At 40.0% G+C, this 25099-nt stretch carries 32 protein-coding genes; 25 read left to right on the forward strand and 7 right to left on the reverse strand.

Features of this window, described 5'->3' with window-relative positions; translation table 11 throughout:
- Positions 1 to 11: 11 nt before the first annotated feature.
- Together CSV60_RS09995 and CSV60_RS10000 are read left to right on the forward strand one after the other, a co-directional pair.
- Complete coding sequence (locus CSV60_RS09995; RefSeq protein WP_099636904.1) at positions 12 to 581, forward strand: thioredoxin family protein; 570 nt, start codon at positions 12 to 14, stop codon at positions 579 to 581.
- A 75-nt stretch (positions 582 to 656) separates the two neighbouring features.
- On the forward strand, positions 657 to 1580 hold the full coding sequence (locus tag CSV60_RS10000) for a diacylglycerol kinase (protein WP_099631686.1): 924 nt from the start codon (positions 657 to 659) through the stop codon (positions 1578 to 1580).
- A 116-nt stretch (positions 1581 to 1696) separates the two neighbouring features.
- Here CSV60_RS10000 and CSV60_RS10005 read toward each other — a convergent pair whose 3' ends face one another.
- The gene (locus tag CSV60_RS10005) at positions 1697 to 2128 is read right to left on the reverse strand and encodes an NUDIX hydrolase (RefSeq protein ID WP_099631687.1); all 432 of its coding nucleotides are present in this window, start codon (positions 2126 to 2128) and stop codon (positions 1697 to 1699) included.
- A gap of 315 nt (positions 2129 to 2443) precedes the next feature.
- Here CSV60_RS10005 and CSV60_RS10010 point away from each other — a divergent pair, with 315 nt between their 5' ends.
- From CSV60_RS10010 to CSV60_RS10025, 5 genes are all read left to right on the forward strand, one after another.
- Positions 2444 to 3781: a cytochrome ubiquinol oxidase subunit I gene (locus tag CSV60_RS10010; RefSeq protein WP_099631688.1), complete on the forward strand. Its 1338-nt coding sequence runs from the start codon at positions 2444 to 2446 to the stop codon at positions 3779 to 3781.
- Positions 3778 to 4803 (forward strand): cytochrome d ubiquinol oxidase subunit II, encoded by a 1026-nt coding sequence (locus CSV60_RS10015; RefSeq protein ID WP_099631689.1) that lies wholly within the window; start codon positions 3778 to 3780, stop codon positions 4801 to 4803. The genes CSV60_RS10010 and CSV60_RS10015 overlap by 4 nt, the downstream gene beginning before the upstream one ends.
- A 12-nt stretch (positions 4804 to 4815) precedes the next feature.
- A complete protein-coding gene (cydS, locus tag CSV60_RS16140) occupies positions 4816 to 4950 on the forward strand; it encodes a cytochrome bd oxidase small subunit CydS family protein (RefSeq protein WP_255397320.1) in 135 nt (44 codons plus the stop codon).
- 67 nt (positions 4951 to 5017) lie between these two features.
- Positions 5018 to 6382, forward strand: a complete 1365-nt coding sequence (rlmD, locus tag CSV60_RS10020; RefSeq protein ID WP_099631690.1) for a 23S rRNA (uracil(1939)-C(5))-methyltransferase RlmD — start codon at positions 5018 to 5020, stop codon at positions 6380 to 6382.
- Between the two features lie 236 nt (positions 6383 to 6618).
- A complete protein-coding gene (locus tag CSV60_RS10025) occupies positions 6619 to 6933 on the forward strand; it encodes a hypothetical protein (protein ID WP_099636905.1) in 315 nt (104 codons plus the stop codon).
- Positions 6934 to 7077: 144 nt separating this feature from the next.
- Here the strand turns inward: CSV60_RS10025 and CSV60_RS10030 are convergent, their stop codons facing one another.
- Positions 7078 to 7659, reverse strand: coding sequence for a cupin domain-containing protein (locus tag CSV60_RS10030; RefSeq protein WP_099636906.1), 582 nt, complete (start codon positions 7657 to 7659; stop codon positions 7078 to 7080).
- Between the two features lie 267 nt (positions 7660 to 7926).
- Here CSV60_RS10030 and CSV60_RS16145 point away from each other — a divergent pair, with 267 nt between their 5' ends.
- The 6 genes from CSV60_RS16145 to CSV60_RS10035 all read left to right on the forward strand — a co-directional run bounded on the left by CSV60_RS16145 (position 7927) and on the right by CSV60_RS10035 (position 10187).
- Positions 7927 to 8049 carry a hypothetical protein gene (locus CSV60_RS16145; RefSeq protein ID WP_255397321.1) on the forward strand — a complete coding sequence of 41 codons (123 nt, stop codon included), beginning with the start codon at positions 7927 to 7929 and terminating at the stop codon, positions 8047 to 8049.
- A 70-nt stretch (positions 8050 to 8119) separates the two neighbouring features.
- The gene (locus tag CSV60_RS16150; protein WP_255397322.1) at positions 8120 to 8242 is read left to right on the forward strand and encodes a hypothetical protein; all 123 of its coding nucleotides are present in this window, start codon (positions 8120 to 8122) and stop codon (positions 8240 to 8242) included.
- A 358-nt stretch (positions 8243 to 8600) separates the two neighbouring features.
- The gene (locus CSV60_RS16155) at positions 8601 to 8723 is read left to right on the forward strand and encodes a hypothetical protein (protein WP_255397323.1); all 123 of its coding nucleotides are present in this window, start codon (positions 8601 to 8603) and stop codon (positions 8721 to 8723) included.
- 53 nt (positions 8724 to 8776) lie between these two features.
- Positions 8777 to 8899 carry a hypothetical protein gene (locus CSV60_RS16160; protein WP_255397324.1) on the forward strand — a complete coding sequence of 41 codons (123 nt, stop codon included), beginning with the start codon at positions 8777 to 8779 and terminating at the stop codon, positions 8897 to 8899.
- Positions 8900 to 8952: 53 nt separating this feature from the next.
- Positions 8953 to 9075 carry a hypothetical protein gene (locus CSV60_RS16165; protein ID WP_255397325.1) on the forward strand — a complete coding sequence of 41 codons (123 nt, stop codon included), beginning with the start codon at positions 8953 to 8955 and terminating at the stop codon, positions 9073 to 9075.
- 152 nt (positions 9076 to 9227) lie between these two features.
- Complete coding sequence (locus CSV60_RS10035) at positions 9228 to 10187, forward strand: bile acid:sodium symporter family protein (protein ID WP_099636907.1); 960 nt, start codon at positions 9228 to 9230, stop codon at positions 10185 to 10187.
- 46 nt (positions 10188 to 10233) lie between these two features.
- On the opposite strand, the gene CSV60_RS10040 is transcribed toward CSV60_RS10035, so the two are convergent.
- Complete coding sequence (locus tag CSV60_RS10040) at positions 10234 to 10413, reverse strand: hypothetical protein (protein WP_099636908.1); 180 nt, start codon at positions 10411 to 10413, stop codon at positions 10234 to 10236.
- 90 nt (positions 10414 to 10503) lie between these two features.
- Between CSV60_RS10040 and nagZ the strand changes: the two genes are divergently transcribed.
- The 5 genes from nagZ (at position 10504) to CSV60_RS10065 (ending at position 17876) form a co-directional block, all read left to right on the forward strand.
- Complete coding sequence (gene nagZ, locus CSV60_RS10045) at positions 10504 to 12174, forward strand: beta-N-acetylhexosaminidase (RefSeq protein ID WP_143565336.1); 1671 nt, start codon at positions 10504 to 10506, stop codon at positions 12172 to 12174.
- Between the two features lie 188 nt (positions 12175 to 12362).
- Complete coding sequence (locus CSV60_RS10050; protein ID WP_233189602.1) at positions 12363 to 12824, forward strand: esterase/lipase family protein; 462 nt, start codon at positions 12363 to 12365, stop codon at positions 12822 to 12824.
- A gap of 103 nt (positions 12825 to 12927) precedes the next feature.
- Positions 12928 to 13722, forward strand: coding sequence for a VLRF1 family aeRF1-type release factor (locus tag CSV60_RS10055; RefSeq protein WP_099631697.1), 795 nt, complete (start codon positions 12928 to 12930; stop codon positions 13720 to 13722).
- A 194-nt stretch (positions 13723 to 13916) separates the two neighbouring features.
- Positions 13917 to 16280, forward strand: coding sequence for a penicillin acylase family protein (locus CSV60_RS10060; RefSeq protein WP_099636911.1), 2364 nt, complete (start codon positions 13917 to 13919; stop codon positions 16278 to 16280).
- Positions 16281 to 16574: 294 nt separating this feature from the next.
- Entirely contained in the window at positions 16575 to 17876 is a 1302-nt protein-coding gene (locus tag CSV60_RS10065; protein ID WP_099636912.1) for a purine/pyrimidine permease, read from the forward strand.
- 38 nt (positions 17877 to 17914) lie between these two features.
- Here the strand turns inward: CSV60_RS10065 and CSV60_RS15855 are convergent, their stop codons facing one another.
- The gene (locus CSV60_RS15855) at positions 17915 to 18088 is read right to left on the reverse strand and encodes a hypothetical protein (protein ID WP_158231675.1); all 174 of its coding nucleotides are present in this window, start codon (positions 18086 to 18088) and stop codon (positions 17915 to 17917) included.
- Positions 18089 to 18234: 146 nt separating this feature from the next.
- On the opposite strand from CSV60_RS15855, the gene CSV60_RS10070 reads away from it, so the two are divergent.
- Positions 18235 to 18789 (forward strand): DJ-1/PfpI family protein, encoded by a 555-nt coding sequence (locus tag CSV60_RS10070; RefSeq protein WP_099631700.1) that lies wholly within the window; start codon positions 18235 to 18237, stop codon positions 18787 to 18789.
- Positions 18790 to 18874: 85 nt separating this feature from the next.
- Here CSV60_RS10070 and CSV60_RS10075 read toward each other — a convergent pair whose 3' ends face one another.
- Positions 18875 to 19498, reverse strand: a complete 624-nt coding sequence (locus tag CSV60_RS10075) for a Yip1 family protein (RefSeq protein ID WP_158232930.1) — start codon at positions 19496 to 19498, stop codon at positions 18875 to 18877.
- A 142-nt stretch (positions 19499 to 19640) separates the two neighbouring features.
- Between CSV60_RS10075 and namA the strand changes: the two genes are divergently transcribed.
- Positions 19641 to 20660, forward strand: coding sequence for an NADPH dehydrogenase NamA (gene namA, locus CSV60_RS10080; protein ID WP_099636913.1), 1020 nt, complete (start codon positions 19641 to 19643; stop codon positions 20658 to 20660).
- Positions 20661 to 20677: 17 nt separating this feature from the next.
- Here namA and CSV60_RS10085 read toward each other — a convergent pair whose 3' ends face one another.
- Positions 20678 to 21175, reverse strand: a complete 498-nt coding sequence (locus tag CSV60_RS10085) for a metallophosphoesterase family protein (RefSeq protein WP_099631703.1) — start codon at positions 21173 to 21175, stop codon at positions 20678 to 20680.
- A 100-nt stretch (positions 21176 to 21275) separates the two neighbouring features.
- Here CSV60_RS10085 and CSV60_RS10090 point away from each other — a divergent pair, with 100 nt between their 5' ends.
- The 4 genes from CSV60_RS10090 to CSV60_RS10105 all read left to right on the forward strand — a co-directional run bounded on the left by CSV60_RS10090 (position 21276) and on the right by CSV60_RS10105 (position 23480).
- Complete coding sequence (locus tag CSV60_RS10090; protein WP_099636914.1) at positions 21276 to 21644, forward strand: carboxymuconolactone decarboxylase family protein; 369 nt, start codon at positions 21276 to 21278, stop codon at positions 21642 to 21644.
- A 93-nt stretch (positions 21645 to 21737) separates the two neighbouring features.
- On the forward strand, positions 21738 to 22490 hold the full coding sequence (locus CSV60_RS10095) for a YqcI/YcgG family protein (protein ID WP_099636962.1): 753 nt from the start codon (positions 21738 to 21740) through the stop codon (positions 22488 to 22490).
- A 261-nt stretch (positions 22491 to 22751) separates the two neighbouring features.
- Positions 22752 to 23093 (forward strand): CHY zinc finger protein, encoded by a 342-nt coding sequence (locus CSV60_RS10100; protein WP_099631705.1) that lies wholly within the window; start codon positions 22752 to 22754, stop codon positions 23091 to 23093.
- A gap of 66 nt (positions 23094 to 23159) precedes the next feature.
- Positions 23160 to 23480 (forward strand): hypothetical protein, encoded by a 321-nt coding sequence (locus tag CSV60_RS10105; RefSeq protein WP_099631706.1) that lies wholly within the window; start codon positions 23160 to 23162, stop codon positions 23478 to 23480.
- A 44-nt stretch (positions 23481 to 23524) separates the two neighbouring features.
- On the opposite strand, the gene CSV60_RS10110 is transcribed toward CSV60_RS10105, so the two are convergent.
- A complete protein-coding gene (locus tag CSV60_RS10110; protein WP_099631707.1) occupies positions 23525 to 23932 on the reverse strand; it encodes a YugN family protein in 408 nt (135 codons plus the stop codon).
- A gap of 161 nt (positions 23933 to 24093) precedes the next feature.
- Here CSV60_RS10110 and CSV60_RS10115 point away from each other — a divergent pair, with 161 nt between their 5' ends.
- Positions 24094 to 25074, forward strand: coding sequence for a YsnF/AvaK domain-containing protein (locus CSV60_RS10115; protein ID WP_099636915.1), 981 nt, complete (start codon positions 24094 to 24096; stop codon positions 25072 to 25074).
- The last annotated feature ends 25 nt before the right edge of the window (positions 25075 to 25099 follow it).

A 25099-nucleotide genomic window follows, 5' to 3' on the forward strand; every position in this document is an offset into this window, starting at 1 on the left:
GGGGGATTGTATTGAAAACAGAACAACAATATTTTGAAGATGCTGTATCCCTTCAAACGAATATGGACAAAATGGAAACACATAAGGAAAACAGTTTTTTGATCTATAATGCATTTGAAGTACCACAGGATGATGAATTTATTGAATTGTTGAAAGAAAAGCAACCCCATATTTTAGTCATTACAGAAGACTGGTGTGGAGATGCCATGCTAAATAATCCCATCCTTCGAAAAATTGCTGAAGCTGCCAATCTAGATGTTCGCGCTGTTTTGAGGGATGAAAATCCAGAGCTGATTGATCAATATTTGACGAATGGTGGACGTTCGATTCCTATGTATCTGCTATTAAATGCTGCAGGTGAGGTAGTGGGTAAGTGGGGACCACGGGCACCAGTACTTCAAAAGTTTGTCATGGATGGTCGTGCCAAGTTGCCAGCTAAAGATGCAACTGATTTTGAAGATAAACAAAAAATATTTTATTCCCAATTGACGGCTGAATATACATCTAAGCCCGAAAATTGGCTTGCTGTTTATAGTGATATTCGGTCGACATGGCTTCCTGTTTTACAATTGTCTCAGTAATTAAGTGTAAGAAACCATTTGAAAATGGTAAAGGTCTGATTTGTTTCAGACGCGAAAGGATCGAGGGGAAAGTGTATGAAACGTGCACGCATTATTTATAATCCGACTGCAGGAAGAGAAGTCTTCCGTAAACATTTAGCAGAAGTCCTCGAAAAATTGGAGAATGCGGGTTATGAAACATCCGCTCACGCTACAACTTGCGAGGGTGATGCAACAGCGGCAGCGCGAGACGCGGTTCGCAGAGGTTTCGATGTGATTATTGCTGCAGGTGGCGATGGGACGCTCAATGAAGTAGTTGAAGGTGTCGGACATTTTGACAAACGTCCAAAAATCGGCTTGATACCTATGGGAACAACGAATGATTTTGCAAGAGCATTGCGTATACCGAGAGAAATCGATGACGCTGTAGATATCATTTGCCAAGGAGATTCGATTCCGGTCGATGTAGGTTTGATGAATGATCGCTACTTTATTAATATAGCGGGTGGCGGCCGAATGACGGAATTGACATATGAAGTTCCAAGCCGTTTAAAAACAGTAATTGGTCAGTTGGCTTATTATTTAAAAGGAATTGAAATGTTGCCTTCCATACATTCCAGTCATCTTCGTATTGAGTATGATGGAAATGTATTTGATGAGGAAGCCATGATGTTTTTGATTGGCTTGACCAACTCGGTTGGCGGGTTTGAGAAATTAGCACCTAACTCCAGTATCAACGATGGATATTTTACATTGCTTATTTTAAAGAAATGCAATATTGCAGAATTTATTCGTGTGGTTACGCTAGCTTCCCGCGGAGAACATCTGGATGATCCTTTAGTTGTTTCAGCGAAGGCGGAAAAAATTGTGGTGACTTCCAAAGACGAAGTGTTATTGAACTTAGATGGAGAGTACGGTGGCGTATTGCCAGCAACTTTCCAAAATTTATATCAACATGTCGAGATGTTCGTACCGCTTCAGAAATTACGCCCTCAGGATAAAGTGAAGCAAATCAAATAAAAGAAATAATAAAAAGACTATTCCAGTCGAATTACTAACGTTCGGATGGAATAGTCTTTTATTGTGAAAAATTAATTGGGTGAGCCCGATGCAATGAGCATCGTATCAGGTCGATATCAGATGTATTCAATCGCTTCTCCTTGTTTAGCAGCTAACTTTGGCACTTCTTTCAACGGCATCCAACGATAGCTGAATAATTGACCTGCGTCTTTACCTTCACCTTCTACGATATATTCCCATTCGTGCTTGTTTTCTCCTGTATAGGAAAAGTGGAAAATCGTACGTTCATAAATTACATTTTTATCTTCCGGGAAATATTTTGAAGCTTTTACTTTACCTTCTAGTATAAGTTCATCACGCACGATACCGGATTCTTCTTCGATTTCTCGATATAATGCATCCAATAATAGTTCGTTGCGTTCGATTGTACCACCAGGAACTTGTAAACCTGCTTCAGGCTGATCCTTTTGCTCATAAACAAGCAATTTACGGTGTCTGCCTTCCCCTTTTGTAATATACGCTATGACTTTTCTTTTTACTCTTTTCATTGACTTTCACCTCTCATTAGTTAACTAATTATACTGTAAAAACTAACAAATTACAAGTGAAATGGGTTAATTTATTAGTATACAATAATAAGATGTGCTGTGAATGCAGAAATACGTCTAAATTTCAACAAATCGCTTTAAATAGGTTATTGAAAGGTGTTTTAAGGGAAAGCCTAAAATAGAATTGTGCTTAGGAGTGATTAGGTGTATAAAAGGCAAGAAAAGCGTCTGATGTGGTTGGCATTTATTGTAGCGGGTATAATGTTGCTATCAATTATTGGAAGATTATTCTCGTGAAAAGAGGAGGTGGCCTGTGTGGATCCAGTTTTATATTCTAGAATCTTGACCGAACTAACTTTATCGTTTCATATTATCTATGCCACCATAGGGGTCGGTGTCCCGCTCATGATTATGCTAGCCCAGTGGGTGGGTATCAAGAAAAACGATGAGCATTATATTTTGTTGGCTAGACGTTGGGCACGCGGTTTCGTTATCACGGTGGCAGTAGGGGTAGTGACAGGAACAGCAATTGGTTTGCAGTTGTCCTTATTATGGCCGAACTTTATGGAGCTTGCGGGAAATGTGATTGCATTACCATTATTTATGGAGACATTCGCTTTCTTCTTTGAAGCAATTTTTCTCGGTATTTACCTTTATACATGGGATCGTTTTGAAAATCAAAAGAAACATTTTCTACTCCTTATCCCTGTCGCGCTTGGAGCTTCATTCTCTGCAGTATTCATAACCATTGTAAATGCCTTTATGAATGCACCACAAGGCTTTAACCTAGTGAATGGAGAATTAATTAACGTCAATCCACTTGTGGCAATGTTCAACCCCGCTATGCCCACAAAAGTGGCACACGTAGTCGGGACAGCTTATATGACATCCGCCTTTTTATTGGCGGCTATTGCAGCATTCCGTTTGTTGCGTGGTTCGAATCACGTCTATCATAAAAAAGCGTTATATCTGACATTGAAAGTGGGATTCATTTTTAGTGTGAGTGCAGTGTTGGTTGGAGATTTATCAGGTAAGTATTTAGCAGAGTATCAACCTGAAAAACTGGCGGCTGCAGAATGGCATTTTGAAACGGAAGAAAATGCTCCTTTAATTTTGTATGGTGTGTTGGACGATGGGGAAGTTAAATACGCCATTAAAATACCGTACGCACTTTCTATCTTAGCGCATGGATCTCTTAGTGCAGAAGTCGTTGGGTTGGATCAATTTCCTGAAGAAGATATCCCTCCTCTCTATATTCATTACCTCTTTGATATTATGGTAACGATCGGAATGACATTAATGATGTTGTCAGCTATATACTGGATTGGTATGTGGCGAAGATGGTCATTTGTCGAGTCACGCTTATTCCGTTGGCTAATTGTCGCGGGAGGACCACTCGTTTTCATTTCTCTTGAAGCGGGTTGGTGGCTAGCGGAAGTAGGACGTCAGCCGTGGATATTGCGTAATATTATGCGTACTTCGGAAGGCGCGACAACTAGCGGGCAAGTACCGACTATGCTTGTGCTTTTTGCGCTTCTTTACCTGGTTCTAGGAGTCGGTAGTGTTGTTGTTTTAAGGAGAATGTTCATCAGGAATCCTGTAGAACAAGAAATCAAAGATCGGCAGCAGGAGAGAGGCGGTGACATTCGATGAATATCGAGATTCTTGGGATTACGGTATTGTGGGTGTTTTTATTCGGCTACATTCTAATTGGTGCCATTGATTTTGGAGCAGGTTTTTTCAACGCATACAGTTTATTTACGGGCAGACAGCGAATATTGACTAATGTCATTCAGCGCTACTTATCGCCAGTCTGGGAAGTAACGAATGTCTTTTTAGTATTCTTCTTCGTAGGAATTATTGGATTCTTCCCGAAAACCGCCTTTTATTATGGCACCACATTGCTAGTCCCGGTGAGTTTTGCCATTATTCTTCTGGCAGTTCGAGGTTCCTACTATGCATTTGAGACGTATGGAGCCCGTGGTCATAAAGGATATTCATTTGCCTACGGTTCCACGGGTTTATTACTTCCGGCATCACTATCGATTGTTTTAACAATTTCTGAAGGTGGATTTATTGAAATAGTGAATGGACAACCGGTTTTGGATTACTGGAAGTTGTTCACTAGCCCATTAACTTGGTCGATTGTAGTGCTTAGCATAGCGGCAACACTTTATATCTCTTCCGCATTTTTGACGTGGTATGCGAACAAAGCCGGGGATCACGAGGCGACGCATCTTTTGAGGAAATACGCGCTAATCTGGGCATTTCCAACGATCATCGCAGCTGGCGGGATTATATTTGAATTACGTAAGCATAATCCGCTCCATTACGAGAGTATTCAAACGTTCTGGCCTTTGTTTTTGATATCGCTCGTACTGTTTCTGGGTACGGTTTACCTCATTTGGAGACAGCGTCATTATGGTGTGGCGTTCAGTTTACTAATAGGACAGTTCGTGTTCGCTTTCTTTGGCTATGGGGCATCGCATTATCCGTACTTGCTCTACCCGTATTTGACGATCTACGATAGCTTTACGAACCAAGCAATGGCGGTTGCTTTAATCATTGCTTTCATATGTGGATTATTGCTTCTAATTCCATCGCTTTATTTACTATTACGTATGTTCCTGTTCAATAAAGAATACGTAAAAGGAAACGAAAATCATCATGCATAAGGAGGCAATACGATGAATGAATTTTTGATTTTCTATGCGCCTTTTTTGGTGATCATTGCGGGTATACTATTATCGTTCTTTGTGGTCTTGAAAGACGATGCAGTGACTAGAAATGAGTATAAGGACAATAAAGAAACAGACGTGTGATTACGTCTGTTTTTTTGTTTGCTTCCCCGTGTTACACTAGAAGTATCTGAAAGATGGAGGAAAAATCATGAGCTTTGCAGTAAATAAAAATGAAAAGATACGAGTGACGATAGAAGATCTGACACATGATGGAGCGGGCGTAGCGAAAGTAGAAGGCTATCCGTTATTCATTCAAGGAACGTTGCCTGGAGAAACAGTCGATGTCCATGTATTGAAGACATTGAAGAAATATGGATTCGCCAAACTGCTAAATATCGTGGAACCATCTCCATCCCGTGTAACGCCACCTTGTCATGTATTCCCGACATGTGGTGGATGTCAATTGCAGCATTTGTCCTATGAGAGTCAGTTGATACAAAAACGCAAATCGGTACGCGATGTAATGGATCGGATAGCTAAGCTCCCTGACGTGCCTGTACATGAAGTAAAAGGCATGAATGATCCGTGGCGTTACCGCAATAAATCACAAATTCCATTTGATACGGAGAACGACCGTGTAATTACTGGCTTCTATAAAGCTCGTACACATCACATTGTCGATACAGATGTTTGTCTGATCCAAACGAAAGAAGCAGACGAACTGATGACGATGCTTAAGTATAAACTTCAACAGCTTGGTATCGAGACGTATGACGAATATACACACAAAGGTTTGCTACGTCATGTAATCGTTAGAAAAGCACGTCAGACGGGTCAAGTCATGGTTGTACTCGTTACGCGACATAAAAAGTTCCCGCAAAAAGACGCGGTAGTCGAATTAATTCTACAACAATTACCGAACGTGACGTCTATTATGCAAAATGTGAATACAGCGAATACAAATGTCATCATGGGGAATGATATGATTAATCTATACGGAGCGGATGTCATTATTGATCGGATTGGAGATACTGAATTCGAGATTTCAGCACGTTCTTTCTATCAAATAAATCCTATTCAAACGGAAGTACTGTACCAACAGGCACTTGATTATGCTGACCTAACCGGAAATGAAACGGTAGTGGATGCGTATTGTGGAATAGGAACGATTTCATTGTTCTTGGCTAAACAAGCGAAGGCTGTTTACGGAGTTGAAATAGTACCGCAGGCGATAGAAGATGCAAAGCGTAACGCGGAACTAAACAGTATTACTAACGCACATTTTGAAGCAGGTCCTGCAGAAGAGGTTATTCCAACTTGGTACGCGCAAGGTAAGCAATTTGATGTATTAGTCGTCGATCCACCACGTAAAGGGTGCGATGAAAAATTACTAGAAACCATTCTAACTTATAAACCGAAGAAGATTGTGTATGTGTCTTGTAATCCAGGAACATTGGCACGTGATTTACGCATTCTCGAAGATGGCGGCTATCGCACGAAGGAAGTTCAGCCGGTAGATATGTTCCCGCATAGTAGTCATGTGGAGTGTGTGGCGTTTATAGAGTTGAAATAGCTTGGCGACAACGGGTTAGTAATTTCAGTAAATATAGATGTATATTTTAAAAACCCTCGGACGGATAGTTCGAGAGTTTTTTTTGACCTTACGGGGAATCAAAACGTTATGTGAAATACGGAACAACCGATGTTATATTTTAATAAATAACGGAAAAACGAACGAAGAAATATCGTAAGTTTCGACTTCATGTTACAATTACTGAATTAGTTCATAATGTGAAGGAGGTTACACAAATGGCATTAGATATATTGGAGATCATGTATATAGTTTTAATAATTATAGCTATAGGAATTCAAGTTGTATTATATAAAAGTAAAACCAATAACAGTATAATCATTATCAATATGTTATTTGGCCTGCTTTTATCCTACTTGGCGTTTACATCTTTTCCTACAAACTTTACAATTCAAAAAACTCTATCTATTTTAATGGGGATTGTAGCTGTATTGGCAGTTGTTATGAAGTTTAGAAGTAATGAGCTTGTGTTTTTAAGTAAAATTGCGTTCTCGATTTCTATCGTGGTTAGCTTAGGGTTGCTGTTTTTATAAAACACCTTTTACTGTGAACACACAATGCCTATTCGCCCAGGTGAAATGACAAAACAGTATAGTCCAATTCAGACAAGACACCGTGTAAATTAGTGCCTTGTCTTTTTTTATTTTTCAATCATAGCAACAGCATATTTCAGCATACTAGATATACTTATTGTGAGCAGGATGTGGGGATTCCATTTCTTCCGCAATCGCCTTCGTTTCATGAATCGTACCGTACGGATGATTTGGCGGTGCATAAATAGAATACAATTTGATAGGAACAGTACCGGTATTTAATAAATTATGCCAAGTCCCAGCTGGAATAATAACAATATCCTGATCTTGAATGTGTCGCTCGAGGTCTACTTGATCTCTTCTATGTCCTATCTGAACGATACCTTGCCCTTCCTCAAGCCGAATAAATTGATCGGTATGTGGGTGCATTTCCAAACCCACATCTTCTCCCGGCGAAATACTCATTAGTGTGAGCTGAAAATGGTCACCTGTCCATAGTACGGTACGGAACGTTTGGTTTCGTGTTGTTGCCTCTTCTATATTGATCGTGAAAGGCATTGGCCCATAATCCGTTCGACCATCGTGTGGTAACACAGACGAATTTTCAGCTTGATTCATTTGCTGTAAAGGCAATAAGTTAAAACATGGATATATATACACAGGCTGATACCAACACACTAATTTGAAATTAGAAACAGCTGGATTGATCACACTCATTCCTTTCATTATGTTTTGACCATAGTATATGCCTTACATACTGATCTGTGTTTAATTGAAAGTGATAGGGAAAAGAGAGTAAAACAACTAAACGCACAGTGACTAGAATACACAAAGTGGTCATATGTAAGCGTTTCGACTTTGAATGAATTGTGAAAGTCTTCACAATGTAACCAAATCGTTTGCTGAGCGTAGTATACTAAGGTTAACAAGAGAAGTTGGTCATGGATTCTCGCTTAAAGAATTAAAATACAACCAAAAAGGAGACTGAACAACATGTGGGTTATCACATTGTTCGAAACAGAAAAGGTACGGATCTTTGAATATGCGGAGAAAGTAGAGGCTACAACTGCTATGAAGAAGTTCAATCAGTACGCTGTTTTATCCTACACAAAGTAAAATCACTGAACAAACATAGAGAGAATACAAATAAATGATTAAAATGTAAACCAAAGGGAGACTGACAAACATGTGGGTAATTACTTTATTTGATCAAGCAAACGTACGAATATTTGAGTATGCGGAGAAGGTAGATGCGATGAACGCAATGAAAAACTTTAGTAAATATGCCGTTCTTTCTTACACGAAATAAGAAGTGATCATTTTAACCGTAGCGTACGTAGCTGCGGTTTTTTATATGTACGTGTTGTTGAAATATATCTAGTCAGAGAGGCTAATTTATAGAAACTGCTGAAAAAAGTACTTTCTTGTTGATGAAAAGATTAAGTTAAATTGAAAATATATGCATAAATTCTATTTCGCTAATAAGAAAACGTTTGCAGACACAATTGCGACATATGTAAGCGTTTTGACTTTGAATGATTTGTGAAACACTTCACATATCGGTTTCTTTTGTTGTAGAACAGAGTATGATAAGGGTAACAAAAGAAATTGGTTAGCAGATTCCATTCAAGGAACTATGCTGCCAAACAAAAGGGAGACTACACAACATGTGGGTTATCACATTGTTTGACCAAGCAAACGTACGAATCTTTGAATATGCTGAGAAGGTCGACGCAACAAATGCAATGAAAAATTTTAACAATTACGCAGTCCTGACATACACATACTAAGCGTTGGCTTTATTATTGATAAATGAATACACATTAAAAGGAGACTGGAAAACATGTGGGTAATTACATTATTTGATCAAGCAAACGTACGAATCTTTGAATATGCTGAGAAGGCAGAAGCAACAAGTGCAATGGAGAACTTTAACAAGTACGCAGTCCTAACATACACATACTAAGCACTGACTTTACTATTGATAAATAAATACAAATTAAAAGGAGACTGGAAAACATGTGGGTAATTACATTATTTGATCAAGCAAACGTACGAATTTTTGAATATGCTGAGAAAGCAGAAGCAACAAATGCAATGAAGAACTTTAGTAAATATGCTGTTCTTTCATACACAAAATAATTTTACGAAAACAGAACCGTAGCGATTTAGCGCTACGGTTTTTTTATGCATCTGTAATTTTTGTTAGATACAATATGGATTCTCACACAATCTACTATGCTAGAATACGACTATATCAACCATTACGTCAGGCTAGTAAAGAAGGGAATTATATGTTTACTAATTTGAATATATTTTTACAACGATGGATTGCCATCTTAACACCTCTCAGCTTAGTAATAGGTGTCGTGTTTCATCAAGTAGGGGAGCAGTTATTGTTTATTGTCTCCTGGTTGTTTGCGTTTATGACGTTCGTTGGCAGTCTTGGCATGAATATAAAAGAAGTACACATGGTCAGGAAGTATCCTGCCGTAGTACTTGTTAGCATCGCTTTTCTGCACATAGTGATGCCGGCATGGGCGTACTTTTTATCCACGGTATTTTTTGATGATCACTTACTGACGGTAGGTTTTGTGTTAGCAGTCGCAATCCCGACAGGTGTTACGAGTGTGATTTGGGTAACGATTTCGAAAGGCAATCTACCTCTATGCTTATCTATCATATTGATTGATACATTATTGGCACCTATCATTTTACCGGTTATTCTTCATATCGTCGTGGGAGAAAGAGTAACCATTGATAGTATGTCACTAATACTTAATTTACTTTGGATGATCGTACTACCTACAATAGCAGGTATTACGTTAAATGAACTCTCAAAGGGGAGTGTTCAAAAGAAATGGGGGCCTCGCTTAGCTCCTTTCTCTAAATTAAGTTTGTTTGCGATTGTTGCGATTAATGGTAGTGCAGTAGCGCCTTATGTGCAGAAGATTTCTTTTGAACTCGTCGGTATTATTGCGCTTGTACTGTTCATAGCATTAACGGGCTATGCAACTGCCTTATGGATAGCGCATGTACTGTGGAGAGATCCAGTGATTGCTACGACGTTCATGTTTGTGGGCGGCATGCGAAATATCGCGACAGGTGTTGTCATCGCGACAACGTTCTTTCCGCCGAAAGTCGCAATGCCTGTCGTTTTCGGTATGCTCTTCCAACAAGTACTTGCCTCTATATTCAATAAGGTGGGGAACAGGTATGGAAGACGTCATTTCAAGATTAACGAAGAGATATAAAATAAAACAACTGCCGTCATTCTGTGAACAGAACACGGCAGTTGTTTTATTTTTTCTTCTTTTTATTTTTTGGCCTAGATCCAAACTCTGCAGAAAACTCTTCTAAAGAATGGCCCTCTGGATGTTGATTATTACTGTTACTGGCTTCTTTGTTTTTATTTTCATACGTTTTCAACGGGTTATGTGTCCGTTCATTCATGGTTTTCTTATTATTTTTATTCGCCATGTTCGTCCACCTCCTACAGACTAGAATGGACAAAAGTCGAGGTTTTATGCGGTGACTGACAATATCAAAAAACGTCTAAAAGATGTTATCATGACTAAAAGAAGAGGTGGAACTATTCGAAAAGTATCTAGAGTATTCCTGTTACTCGTCGTCGGTGCACTTTTTATGATAACAATAGGGTGTTCAAATCAAGAGAACGATAAGAATGAACAATCTAAACAAATAGACATGCGCAATCAACAGAAAGAACAAGAGCTGATTGCGGTACACGATGCCGCTGAAAAAGGAAAGCTACCCAGTCAACCATGGCAAGTGGGGAAAACTACTTTTCAACAAGTCCAAGAACAGTTGGGGAAAGCTGATAAGGTAGAACGTGATCGTAAGGGAATATATGCATCTTATAAAAAAGAAAAATTGAAGCTTCGTTTGACAGAGAACAAGAAGGTTTATAAATTACGTATAGCGGAATCGAAATTCGTTGACATAACGCAATTGCAGACCAAGGAAGTACTAGGAGTTCCAGATGGACTTGAACAAGTAGGTGGGCAAACAGCATTTATTTATGAATTGAATGATGAATACCAATTAACTTTGTTGTTTTCTTCAGCAGAAAACGATGCAACCATCGCAGAAATTGCTGTTCTCCATAAGCCGAGTGCGGAAATTCAGGATGTGATACAGGAAATGCAACTTGATGAAAAACTCGGTCAATTGATTCTTATGGGTGTGCAAGGTCCGCAACTGGATTCTGTAGCGAAGGGATTTATTCAAGATAGGCATGTCGGTGGCATTATTTTATTTAAACGCAATTTCGTTTCTGTTTCGCAATCGCTTAGTTTGATTAATGATTTGAAACAGGCGAATACGAATGCGAAAACGCCGTTATTTATTAGTGCAGACGAGGAAGGTGGACGTGTTACACGATTGCCAAAAGAACTCGTAAAAACACCTTCTAATCGTAAAATCGGAAAAGTTGAAAACGGGAAATATGCATATGATGTTGGAGAGTTAATTGGCCGCAAAATGAGTGCATTCGGATTGAATATGAATTTTGCACCTGTACTGGACGTCGATAGCAATCCGAATAATCCAGTGATTGGTGATCGCTCGTATGGCCATGACGCACGGCTAGTCAGTAAAGCAGGAATCGAGCAGGCCAAGGGTATGATGTCGCAACATGTCATACCTGTCGTCAAACACTTCCCAGGACACGGTGATACCAGTGTAGACTCACATATTGATTTGCCCGTGATCAAGCATACTAAGGAGCGCTTGAAGAACGTAGAACTATTTCCCTTTAAACAAGCGATTGAAAGTGGCGTAAATGCGATTATGGTCGGACACTTACTTGTAGAGGCATATGATCCGAAAACACCTGCATCATTTTCAAAAATCATCATTCAAGACGTATTACGTGATGAATTACAGTTCGATGGTGTGGTGATTACAGACGACTTGGTCATGGGAGCTATTGAAAAGAACTATACAATTGGAGATGCGGCAGTTCAATCTATTGCAGCAGGTGGAGATATTTTACTTGTTGGGCATAAATATACGCCAGTAGACGAGCTACTCACTGCATTACAAACGGCTATAAGTGAAGGAGTCATTACAGAACAACGAGTCAATCAAAGCGTCGAGCGGATTTTACTGCTAAAGCAACAGTATAAAGTGGTGGATATTCCACAAGAGCAAGTCCATGTGGAAGAATTGAATGAACAAACGAAGGAGCTTGTAAAGAAAATTCAATCGGGTATTTAACGATAAAGGGGTGTTTGTATGGAAGAGCGTGTTCTTTTGTTACATGGTTTCAATAAAAATTCACGTGATATGCAGACATTGTCTATCTATTTAGAACATCAGGGTTTCATTGCAGATCACTCGACTTACCGTTAACATATCATGAATTTGACCAATCCATTTATCTTGTGGAAAAACATTTGTCCGATATGATCTCACAAAAAGATACTCCTATTCATTTGGTTGGTCACAGTACAGGCGGTCTACTTATTCGAAAAGTGTTGCAAGAAACTGAATGGAAGGATTCAATTGGTCACTGTGTGCAAATTGCTACGCCAAACCGTGGAAGTCAGCTGGCGCATGTGGCGAGTAAAATTACAGGATACACTGAACACTACAAGACATTACGCTCATTAAACGCAACGTATATTGAACAGTTAAACTTGCCGGATATGACTCCTTTTGCGATTGGCGCAATTGCGGGGAATCGAAATCATTTATGGCTTGGGAAATTGCTTCAAGGAGAAAATGATGGACGAGTAGAGTTGGATTCAGTTTATTATCCGGGACTTGCTGATTTTATTAAGTTGCCCTATGGACATAAAGAAATTCATCACCAGAAAGAAGTAGCGGAATTAACTGCACGTTTTTTGCTAACTGGGCATTTTTGATGAAGCATTGCTATTTCACTTGAAAAAATTCACAGCTCCAATTACCTTGTAATATTCACTTCAGCGGGCATGCTATAGCTGAGGGAATAAGGAGGATGATTGGATGAGTATTAGCGAAGAATTGAAAAAGTTGAAGGCATTTCACTGTGATGATCGATGTGTGCTGTCAGTATACTTAAACACGAATCCTGCAGATCCTGACCAACAACAAGCTGCGTGGAGAATTCATTTGAAATCAGGGTTGAAGAGACTTGATGAATACCTCGTCGCATCCGGAGATGAAAAAGAATTGACTGCATTTCGTTCATTGAAAGACCGTGTGATGAAAGAAGTTGAAGATAAGCAAAATGATTTGGCGAAAGGGGTTATCATTTTTGCGGCAGCGGATCCTGAAATATGGTCTGTTCATTATGTTCAAGTAGCAGTCAAGACGAGCTTTCATTGGGAAAACCAAGCCATGACGAATGAATTTGAGTATATGTTACAAGCATATCCAGAAGCGGGAATTATACTCCCAAGCTACAGTAATGTCCGGATTTTGGATACAGCAATGGGGAGAGTCCATGAAGAAACGGTGTATGAATTTGATTCGGGTCTCGATGTCTGGAAAGAACAGAAAGGTGTTAAGTCGTCCATACAACGGGGAGTAGGTGGACATACAGACGAATTTGATCATCGGTTAAAGGAGAATCTGGATCGTTTTTATAAAGGCATGGGTTCTGTAGTGGGTAACATGAAAAAGAAGCGCGGATGGAAAGAAGTGCATGTGGCAGGGGAAGCCGAACTGGCCAATAGCTTCGCGTCCATCTTGCGTGAAAAACCCGCAAGCTGTATTCATAAAAACTTTGGAAAATCGAACAATAATCACGTCATCCAAAAGATTTTCGAATCCCGCTAAGAAGAATCAAAAGAGGATGTCCTAGAAGTCAGCGACTTCTAGGACATCCTTTCTTTATGTAGTTTGTTTTTTGAAAAAATTCAAATACAGTTAAAGGGATTGAAGTTTCAGTTTCACTACATTCCTTTAATGGATAATAATTAAAGGAATTTCAGAATATTACTAGTATACTAAGTTCTAAAGGGGGGAATGACATGGGAAGAGGCAGAAAGATTATACTGTGGGCACTCAGTATACTGTCAATTATAGCTGTGTTTGTTGTGATATTTGCAAACGCTTACATTTTGAAGTCGAAACCGCTTGTAGAAGGAAACCATCAAGTCACATTCATCGATCAAGAAGTAATCGTTACACGGGATAACAATGGGGTACCGCATATCAACGCTGCTTCGGATGAAGATCTATACCGAGCGCAAGGTTATGTGCAAGCGCAAGACCGTTTATTTCAAATGGATCTAGCCCGAAGGCAGGCGAGCGGTCGTCTGGCGGAAGTCATCGGTGATAAGGCAGTCGATACTGATAAGTTATTTCGTACATTTAGTTTGCGAAATGCCGCAGAAGCTTCATATGATGGATATGGAGAACAGGCAAAAGCAGTACTTGGCTGGTATGCGGAAGGAGTCAATGCATTCATTCGGGAAGCTATATCGGAAAATCAATTGTCTTATGAATTTGCACTTCTTGGATATGAGCCTGAAGAGTGGGCACCGATTGATTCATTAACGATCGGGAAGTATATGGCTTATGACTTGGGGGGGAGATGGCAACCGCAAGCCTTCCGCCACTGGGCAATCAATGCGTTTCCAGAAGAAAAAGTGAAAGATTTATTCCTGACGTATCCGAAAAATGCAGAATCTATCATGACGGCTAATAAAGAGCATAACGTAGAGGTAGCGGGACGTTTTCTACCGGAACTTTCACCACCTGAATTCAATGGAAGTAACAACTGGGTAGTATCAGGAGAAAAGACGGCTTCCGGTAAACCATTACTAGCTGATGATCCGCATTTAGGACTGAGTACACCGTCTATTTGGTATCAAATGCATTTACAATCCCCTGAACAAAATGTTGAAGGAGTAATCTTTGCGGGAATTCCTGGAATTATTTTAGGAAATAATGAAGATATTGCCTGGGGGGTTACGAACGTTGGACCGGATGTGCAAGATCTTTATATTGAAGTTCCGCATCCAAGTAAAAAAGCCCAATTCCGTTATGATGGCAAGTGGGAACAGGCAGAAGTACGAGATGAGACGATTAAAGTTAAAGATGCTGAAGATGTTCCCTATGAAGTACTTGTCACAAAACACGGTCCGATTATTTCAGACGTTATGTACAAAGAAGAAAACCCTGATGCATTATTCTCCATGCAGTGGACGGCACTCGAGCCCACGCTTGAGCTCGAAGCAATTATGGAAATGAATAAATCAACAGATTGGAAAAGTTTTGAGAAAGCATTGGAGAAGTTTCATGCACCTGCACAGAACTTCGTCTTCGCTTCGACGGACGGCACAATCGCGTATAAAGCAAACGGTCGCATTCCCATCCGTAAACAAGGTGACGCACAATTGGCAGTGCCAGGAGATTCTTCTGATTATGGTTGGGAGGGTTATATTCCCTATGAAGAACTACCACGTGTAGTTAATCCCGAAGAAGGTTTCATCGCCACAGCAAATAATGAAGTGGTAGATGAAAATTATCCATATCACATCACAAAGTTCTGGGCACAACCATACCGCTTTGAACGGATTGCAGAAGTGCTACGAGGAGGAGATAGTTTCACAGTGGATGACATGATGAAACTGCAAATGGATCAAAAAAACCTTTACGCTGCGGAATTCCTTGCATCCATGATTACATCAGTAGAGAACAAAGACCAATCAGGTGATTACAAAGAAGTATTAAATACATTGAAACAATGGGATCAATTTGATTCAAAAGATAGCAGTGCTCCGCTAATTTTCCACAAATGGATGAAACAACTGCAAATCGATATGTTCCGCAATGAAATGCCGGATGATGTCTATGAACTAATGCCAGGTAAAAACCAGATTACAGACGAACTTCTGCGTAAAGGCTATAGTGGTGAAAAAAGTGTCTGGTTAGAAGAAAAGCGGGGCATTGATCAGTGGGTGTATAATTCATTCATTAACGCAATAAATAAAATTTCTGATGACTTCGGCGACAAACAACAAAAATGGGCATGGGGCGACTATCACCAACTGACATTCCCACACCCGCTAGCAAGCGCATCACCTGTATTCGTCAAATTATTAAATCCCGAAAAACAGCCAATCGGTGGTTCCAATATTACAGTGCAAGCTGCTTCCTTTAAAGACGACGGCTCCGTTAACCACGGCGCATCATGGCGTTTTGTTGCAGATCTAGACGACTTAACAAAAACATATCATGTCGTTGGGCCCGGCCAAAGCGGACATCTGAAATCCAAATGGTTCCACGACCAAGCAGAAGACTGGGCAAAAGGCCACTACCACGAAACACTCATGACACAAGAAATCCCTGACGGACGTGTACTTACGTTGCAACCGACCGGTGAATAATGAAAAATGTAGGATTAGTTAATTATGTAGGATTAGGCTGAAGACAAACTCCTGAATTAGGGGGGTGTCTTTAGTCTTTTTTCCATTTTAATTTTGTATCAAAACATAAAATTAAGAAGCGATATTAGTTGATCGTAAGTCTAAGACTACCGGAGGGTGAGCGTGCGCCTGAAACGTCGTTCAACGGTGCTTCCTCAAATCCTTATCTATTCTTATTCTATATGATAAAAAAATTACTCTCATGGTATACTATATGAATTCTAAATTGCACGGCACTATTGGAGGAATCGTCTAATGAAACATCTAGCAGGCGGCGTACAATGGACCATCTTTCTCATTGCATCATCTATTGCTGCCCCCATCGCAATCGCGCACGCCTTTGGTATGGACTCAGTAGCGACATCGCTATTTATGCAAAGAACTATATTTGTTCTCGGTGTTGCCAGTCTGATTCAGGCATTTTTCGGACATAAAATGCCCATCAACGAAGGTCCCGCAGGCTTATGGTGGGGAATTTATGTGGTCTATGCCGGTATGGTCGGCATTTTTTATACAACCTCAGCAGACGCCTTGCAAGCATTGCAAAGTGGTATGTTATACAGCGGTGTGATATTCATGATCCTCGCAGCGACAGGAATCATCACGAAAATGAAAGTACTCTTCACACCAGCAATCACGTTTACGTATCTAATGTTGCTGATCTTACAATTAAGCGGAACCTTTATTAAGGGAATGATAGGGATAGAAGAAGTAGGAGACCATCTGGATTCAGTCATTTTTCTCGGAAGTTTCATTGTTTTACTCATCACGTTTGTTGCGATGGCAAATAAACGCCCGTTCATATCTAAATATGCGATATTGATCTCCATTGCACTTGGCTGGGGGATTTTCTTGCTACTAGGAAAAACACCAACTATCGCGAAAGTGTCCGATCAGCTAATCCAACTACCAAAAATGTTTGTTTATGGAAAACCTGTATGGGATAGTGGTGTTCTCGTTACAGCGATTTTCATTACATTATTGCTAGTAGCGAATATGCTTGCATCAATACGTGTCATGGAACATTTGTTGAAGGAATCTTTTCATATTAAAGCGCCAGATCGATTACGCCAAGGAGCATTTGCTTCAGGATTCATCCATCTGATCGCAGGCGCTTTTTCCGCCATTGGATCCGTACCGATTTCAGGATCTGCTGGATTTGTTGGTACGACACGTATGCCATCTATAAAACCATTTATTATTGGCAGTACGCTATTAGTACTCATTACACTGTTTCCAAGTATTATGGCGATATTTGCGGCTTTACCAGCGCCAGTTGCATACGCTGTAACTTTCGCCATCTTTACAAAAATGGTCTCGATGGCATTCAATGAACTCGACGCTGATCCAGAAAAGGAGCGTGCTCGCCAAGCTGTAGCTTTTGGATTAATGGTAGGTGTAGGGACTATGTTTGTCCCCGGAGAAAGTTTGTCGCAACTTCCTCCCATTGTAGCTTCCACATTATCTAATGGATTGATTACAGGAACGATTCTCGCAATACTTATTGAGCAATACATGATACGCAGAAGTCGGAGAAATCATTATAGTAAAATGTAAAAAGCCAAACAGTATGAACTGTCCGGCTTTTTCACGAATTATTTTCTTTTATCCTCTGTTGCCCGATAGACTTCTTTCAAAGCATCCCGATATTCTTTACCGCTTGCATTTTCTCGGGCACGTGAAGCTTCTTCGGCAGATACTTCAAACTCCATTCCCATTTCTTCGTTGATCGTTCCTTTATGAAACAAATGACGTATATCTCGATCCATAGAAATCCCTCCTACTCATAATATGGTGTAATTTGCGATAGTCATACATAAAGAAGAGGAATTCAGCAAAAGAAAGAGGATTCATTATCAAATTGTCGAAAGAAGTAAAGTAGTAACACAATTTAGAATAGGGAGAGGATCTGCACATGAGTAAAAAAGTATTGATTCTTGGTGGAGATGCAGTAGAAGCACTGGAAATTTTCTATCCTTATTATCGTTGTTTGGAAGAAGGATTCGACACAACTATTGCTTCACCATCAGTAAAAAAATTATATACCGTTACCCATGATTTCATCGATGGAATGGAAACGTATGTTGAAAAACCCGCGTATGGCTTGGATTCACATATTGCCTTCAAAGATGTCAATCCTGCAGACTATGATGCGCTCATTATTCCAGGTGGACGTGCACCAGAGTATATTCGTCTAGATGAATCATTACCAGATATTGTCCGCCATTTCTTTGAAGAGAATAAACCCGTGGCGGCAGTTTGCCATGCTGCTCAAGTGTTATCCGTTATTCCTGATCTCATGCAAGGCAGGGAATATACAGCATATATCGCGTGTAAGCCAGACGTTACAGCAGCTGGTGCTACGTATATAGAAAAAGATCTTCATACAGAAGGGAATCTAGTATCAGGACATGCTTGGCCAGATCTTCCAGGCTTAATGAGAGAATTCATGAAAATGATCAATAAATAATAAAACGTAAAGTACATTAGGCTTTGCGTCAGACTGAAGACGTTTCCAGAAGTGGAATCGCCTTCGGTTTTTTTATATATTGATTTTAGTAAGCCCAAAAAACAACTATCAAAAAGATAATAAATGGAATCATTAATGCTAAAAATAAACCGGCAACAATCATAATCGTGCCAAATCCACGCCATGAAGAGAAGTGATGGATAATCCCAATCCCTTTCGATAATATCACTGTACTAAAGATACTTAGAGCCAATGTTAGTAAATTAGCGAGTAATAATACAATAGATAATGATCCAAAAACGTCAACACTTGCAGTATTCGTCATATCCTCAAATAAATTCTTGCCGTAAATAATGACTAATAGCAAGTTAATCGGCATCATCCAAATCAAAGGTATCGAAGCGATTGGCGTCATTTGCACCATATCCTTAAAGTTCCCTTTACCTCCGAGCCATTTACCTACCCACGTGTAGAGAGCAGAACTAATGAACAGGCTGATCATAGTCCCGATGAACGATGACACGATACCGAGTAGGATCATTACCGGCAATGACAGATTGGGTAAAATATCCGTTTCAGCGAATGATGTTATACCGACGCTGACCGACGTAAGGAATAAGATGAAAAAACTATAACTCCATGTTTTGTATTCAAGAACATAATGAATCGTTTGTTTAGGTTGTGTCCATATTGAAATAAGTGGTTGCATAGGAAGACCTCCTTTCATATAGTCTACTATACGTTCAAAGACTACCATATGTTTCATAAAGTTCGTTTGAAATCCTCGAACAGTAAAAATTAGCAGGGATTTGCTATACTTTCTCTAGTAACTATTAGAGGAGGAATTATTCATGGCAAAATTATTTAGTCCTTATACTATACGTGGTGTAGAGTTTAAAAACCGTATCGCAATGGCACCGATGTGTATGTATTCTTCACATAATCAGGATGGGAAAGTAGAAGACTGGCATAAAATCCACTACGCAACGCGTGCGGTAGGACAAGTTGGTCTGATCATCGTTGAAGCAACAGCCGTTCAACCGCAAGGAAGAATCTCAAGTGAGGATTTAGGGATCTGGTCAGATGAGCATATTGAAGGTTTAACTGAAATCGTTCGTTTAAACAAACAGCATGGTGCTCGTACCGGTATCCAATTAGCACACGCAGGAAGAAAGGCGACAGTGGATGGAACAATTCATGCGCCAAGCCCTATTGCGTACAATGAAAAACACAAAACACCGACAGAAATGACTGTCACTGATATTGAAGAAACCATTGAAGCATTCAAACAAGGAGCGCTCCGTGCCAAACAAGCTGGATTTGACGTGATTGAAATCCATGGTGCACATGGCTATTTACTTAATGAATTCCTAACTCCACTATGTAATCATCGTGAAGATGAATACGGGGGATCAGCAGAAAATCGCTATCGCATACTTAGGCAAGTAATTGATGCAATTCGTTCTGTTTGGGAGGGTCCGTTATTTGTCAGAATCTCGGCAGAAGATTATCAAGAAGGCGGCATGGATTCTTCGCAGTATGCAGAAATGGCGGGCTGGATGAAAGAACAAGGTGTCGATCTAGTCGACGTTAGCTCAGGTGGAGTAGTTCCGGCTGCTATTCATCCTTTCCCAGGCTATCAAGTGCCATTTGCAGATACAATCCGTCAGCGAGCAAATATTGCAACGGGTGCAGTAGGATTGATCACATCAGCCCTACAAGCAGAAGAAGTTTTACAAAATGACCGTGCGGATATCATATTGCTCGCTCGCGAATTATTACGTGATCCTTATTGGGCGTACACAGCAGCAAAAGAACTGGGAGTAGAAATCGAATCACCCGTTCAATATACACGCGGTTGGATATATTAATCCATTCGTTTTGTACTTTACGTTTTATTATCAAAAAATAATAACTCAGCACGAATCCCATCATCAATATGTAAGATAGCGAAAGAGTAATGGGGTAATTTTCGCTTATCTGTTGGTGAACCAGGATTCAGTAATAGGGTTTTATTCAAGTAACGAAGCATAGGAATGTGGGAGTGTCCGAAGACGATGACGTCCAGTGGCACTCCTTCAAATGCTTCAATAGCCCGTTTTTCTGTAGTCTTTTTCTCGCCATGACCATGTACTAATCCAATGTTTACGTGCCTCGCTTGAATCACTTGCTGCAATGGAAACCGTTCTTTTATATCCTCGTCATCCACATTTCCAAAAACGCCTTTTACTTCCGCAAATTCAGAAAGCATCTGCACGACTTCGACCGATTTCCAATCACCTGTATGTAAAATTAAATCGGCCGTCTCACATTCTTTTATTAATCGTGATGGCAAACCTTTTCCTCTTCCAGGCATATGTGTATCTCCTGTAACGACGATTTTCATACTGAACCTCCTGTATTTGTAATTGCTTATATCATTTCCATTCTCGCTGAATAGCAAACAAAGAATCGGACATACTACTGCTATGACGGGAGGCGATTTTATGGAAGACTATACATTTACGGATGCGGTACTGGCAGATTACAAAACTGGTATGGGTGCAATGAGCGAACAGTTGCCGAAGTTCATGAAATCATTCCACGCATTTACGGAAATTGGTTTTGAAGAAGGAGAAATCAGTCAGAAATATAAACAGCTGATTGCACTAGCAGTAAGTATCTATGCACATAGTGAGTTCTGTATTATTTTCCATACAAAAGCTTGTATGGATGCAGGTTGTACAGTTTCAGAAGTATTAGAAGCTGTTGGTGTTGCAGCTACGCTTGGTGGTGGAAGTGCCTTAAGCCAAGCAGTCACATTGGTTATGCAAACGATTGATGAATTACAGGATAATCCGAAACCTTTACAATAAAAAAACATCTTATCGATCGCCATTCGATAAGATGTTTTTTTATTTCATATGTTTCATTATGCGAAAGACGGGGTAACGGATATACAGCATAGTATGTTAGAGGAGGATAAAACGTTGATTCAAACATCAAACGCTTTATTGACAAAAGAAGACTTTACAGAACGTAATGATTTACCGGAATGGTTACGTAGAGAATATCAAACATTTCATGATATTGTGACCGATAAAACATTCCCATGCTATTTTGGTATGGCTGGTGAAAATAAAGGCGAGTTGCGCTATGCCTATATTTCACAAAAAGACTGGTCGAACTTACCGCAAGCGCTAGAAGCTTTTTTAAAACTATTTGAAAATCCAAAGCATAAACGCCATGGTCTGTTTGTATTTGTTGAACCCTTTGAAAAAGAAGGAACAATAGAAGAATATCGCCAACAGTTTTGGGATATTTTGCAATACTTGCATAAAGAAGATAAAGAAGAATGGCCTGCTGAAGCGCCACGAGATCCTGATCATTATCTGTGGGACTTTCATTTCCAAGGTGAGCCGATTTTTGCTTTTGGTAATGCACCCGCCTATAAGCAACGCAAAACGCGTGATTTGGGAAATGCAATGGTCATCGGGTTCCAGCCGCGCAAAATTTTTAAAGGTCTAACAGGTACGGAAAAAGGCGGAATTAACTCACGTGAAAAAGTTCGTGAACGTGTAGAGGTATGGGATAATCTACCGAAGCATCCCGATATCAGCCATTACGGAGATCCGACGCATAATGAATGGAAACAGTTCTTCATCGGCGACGACAGTGTGCCGTTAACAGGAAAGTGTCCATTCACTCATAAGGATATGTAAACTGAGGATGTCTCTGCAGTCGTGAACTTACGGTTGCCGGAGACATTTTTTATATGACTGAGTTTCGAAACCAAGGATGAATAAAAAGAGGTGAGTGAGTAGATTGAAGCTAGAACCCGGGACGCGTATTTTATAACCAAAGTGGTGAGTCTATAAATTTGCAGCCCCTTACTCATCCACTCCATTTCAAATCCCTCTCTATTTTTAATTGCTTAACAGGCCTCCATACTTTTATGATGTACATAAGAGGGGTGCGTAAAAATGAAAAAATACGATCAAGAAGTTCGGGGCTTACTAGTGGATGATGAAACGCGCTGTATCCATTACGCAACAGAAACAGACAGAATTGCCATCAAGTTCTATTGTTGTGAAATCTATTATCCATGTCACCTATGCCATGAAGAAGCGGGTTGCGGCCATCACGCTGTTTGGCCAGTTAGTCGATATAATGAAAAAGCCATACTGTGCGGTAATTGCGGCCACGAACTCACCATTACTGAATACTTACAATGCGACTATCAATGTCCTTCTTGCGACGCGGGGTTTAATCGAGGGTGTGGTCTGCATAAGGAGCTATACTTCGAAAATGAGGCGAGCCACTAATTGGTTTTAACTGTGACTAACAGGGAACACTAAGTAAAACAAGTAAAGTGAGGGGTTTGCATGAAGATGCCGACGATGGATACAGAAGAATTACTGTTATTTGCAAAAGAGGCAGATGAATCGGGAACAACTTGGATTCAGCAAGCCGATTATGAAGCAGAAGAGGCAATCATGACGGATGAAGACCTTGCCGGCAAAGAACCTTTGCAACGGCTTAGAATAGTAGTGGAGTCGGATGGAAATACCAAATACTTCGAAACCCTTTTCTATACAGGGGCTGAATTAGAAGAGTTAATGAGCGAACTAGAACCGGTTTTCAAGAAATATCCTAAAAAAGTGCTAGATTCAGATGAGATGGATGAAAAAATACAAGGTTTAAAAAAATAGTAAAGAGGATCTTCTGCCAAAAATTCGGCAAGAAGATCCTTTTTTCATTCCAAGTACTGTAGTATTTCTTCAATTGCTAGTTCACCGGCAATTTCCCAACGACTTTTATCACGAATTTCTGCATCTCGATCCAACGGTTCTTGGAATTGATTGAAAGAACCACTTATTAAAGAACTTGAGTCGGGATCTAATCCCGTATTCACCACATGTTTGATGACGTAAGGTTTTTTAAATTTAATGGATGTGTTGAAATCATCAAGTTCACCGTCATGAACTTCAAAGGGGACACGTAAGTAAATGGTTTCGCCAGCTTCTCTATGAAGGATGGAATCAAAACTACCTTTATGATAATCCCAGCCTCCGCCAAAATGATAGCCGTGCTGATCGACTTTATCCCGTAAAGTCCCAAAACAAGCTAGTTTGCCTTCAATCGGCGTATCTAATTCCAGCATGAAATCACTCCTTTTTAACAGCATTCCATACTAGCAAATATTTATACATCCCCAAAAAATTTAACGAAAAGGTTTCTAATTTCCATAACCCGGGTACATGTATCAACACGACGTTAAAAAGAGTTCTAAATAATTCATTACAACATTAGGAGGAGATTTATATGGGTAAAAATAGATATATTGGAATGTACTATAATGAAACAGATCTGGTGAACCGTCTGGATGAGTTGAAAAGAGAAGGATGGCCTGAAGATGATATTTATGTCGTTGTGAAAAATGAAGATCAATTAACTATGCTTAGAAGTCGTACGGATGCAGAAATTAAATCAGCTGACGATTCATGGTGGGATCGTTTTATGGGGTTTGTTTCTGGAGAAGACCATGTACGTCGTATGGTAGATAGTTTAGATTTCGGAACAGAAGATACAGTAAAGTATTACCAGGAAATTGAACAGGGTGGCATGTTGCTATATGTTGATTCTGGTGAAGCAAATCGCCACTATATGGACAACACCGAGTTCTACGGCAGAATTGGAAAAAGTACAGACGTAAATCTTGGAGCGAATGGCTTGAGCGTAACTGACCAAGAATTGAATGGAGGAGATCCGGCATTCAGATTGAACCAAACGCTTCCAGATCATACACTTAACCAACACAATCGGGATGTAGATTCTGGCCTTCATGCAACTGAACATGCTTTCACTGACACAGATACAGAAGAAGAGCGTCTACGTTTACACGAGGAACGTCTTCAAGTGGATAAGCATGAAACACAGCGTGGAGAAATCCGTGTTGAAAAAGAAGTAGTAGAAGAACCTAGATCAGTAGATGTTAGCGTTTCGCACGACGAAGTGACAATCGAACGTAGACCAGTTGTAGATGGAGAAGGTGGTTTTGACGGTCGCAATGGCAATGACGCGGCAGCGTTCAGGGAAGATGATGAGACAATTCGCATTCCGATTACTGAAGAACAAGTGGAAGTAACAAAGAAACCAGTTGTCACGGAAGAAATCATACTCAAGAAGCGTGAGGTTGTAGAGAATGAAACGATTCACGAATCAGTGAAACGTGAGGAAGTACATTTTGAAAAAGAAGGAGACGTAGAAGTCAAAGGCGATCAGTTGGATAAAGACCGTTTCTAAAAAACATGTAGCAAATACCTTGTCA

It is taken from the genome of Sporosarcina sp. P7 (assembly GCF_002743425.1).
In the GTDB taxonomy this organism is placed as follows: Bacteria; Bacillota; Bacilli; order Bacillales_A; family Planococcaceae; genus Sporosarcina.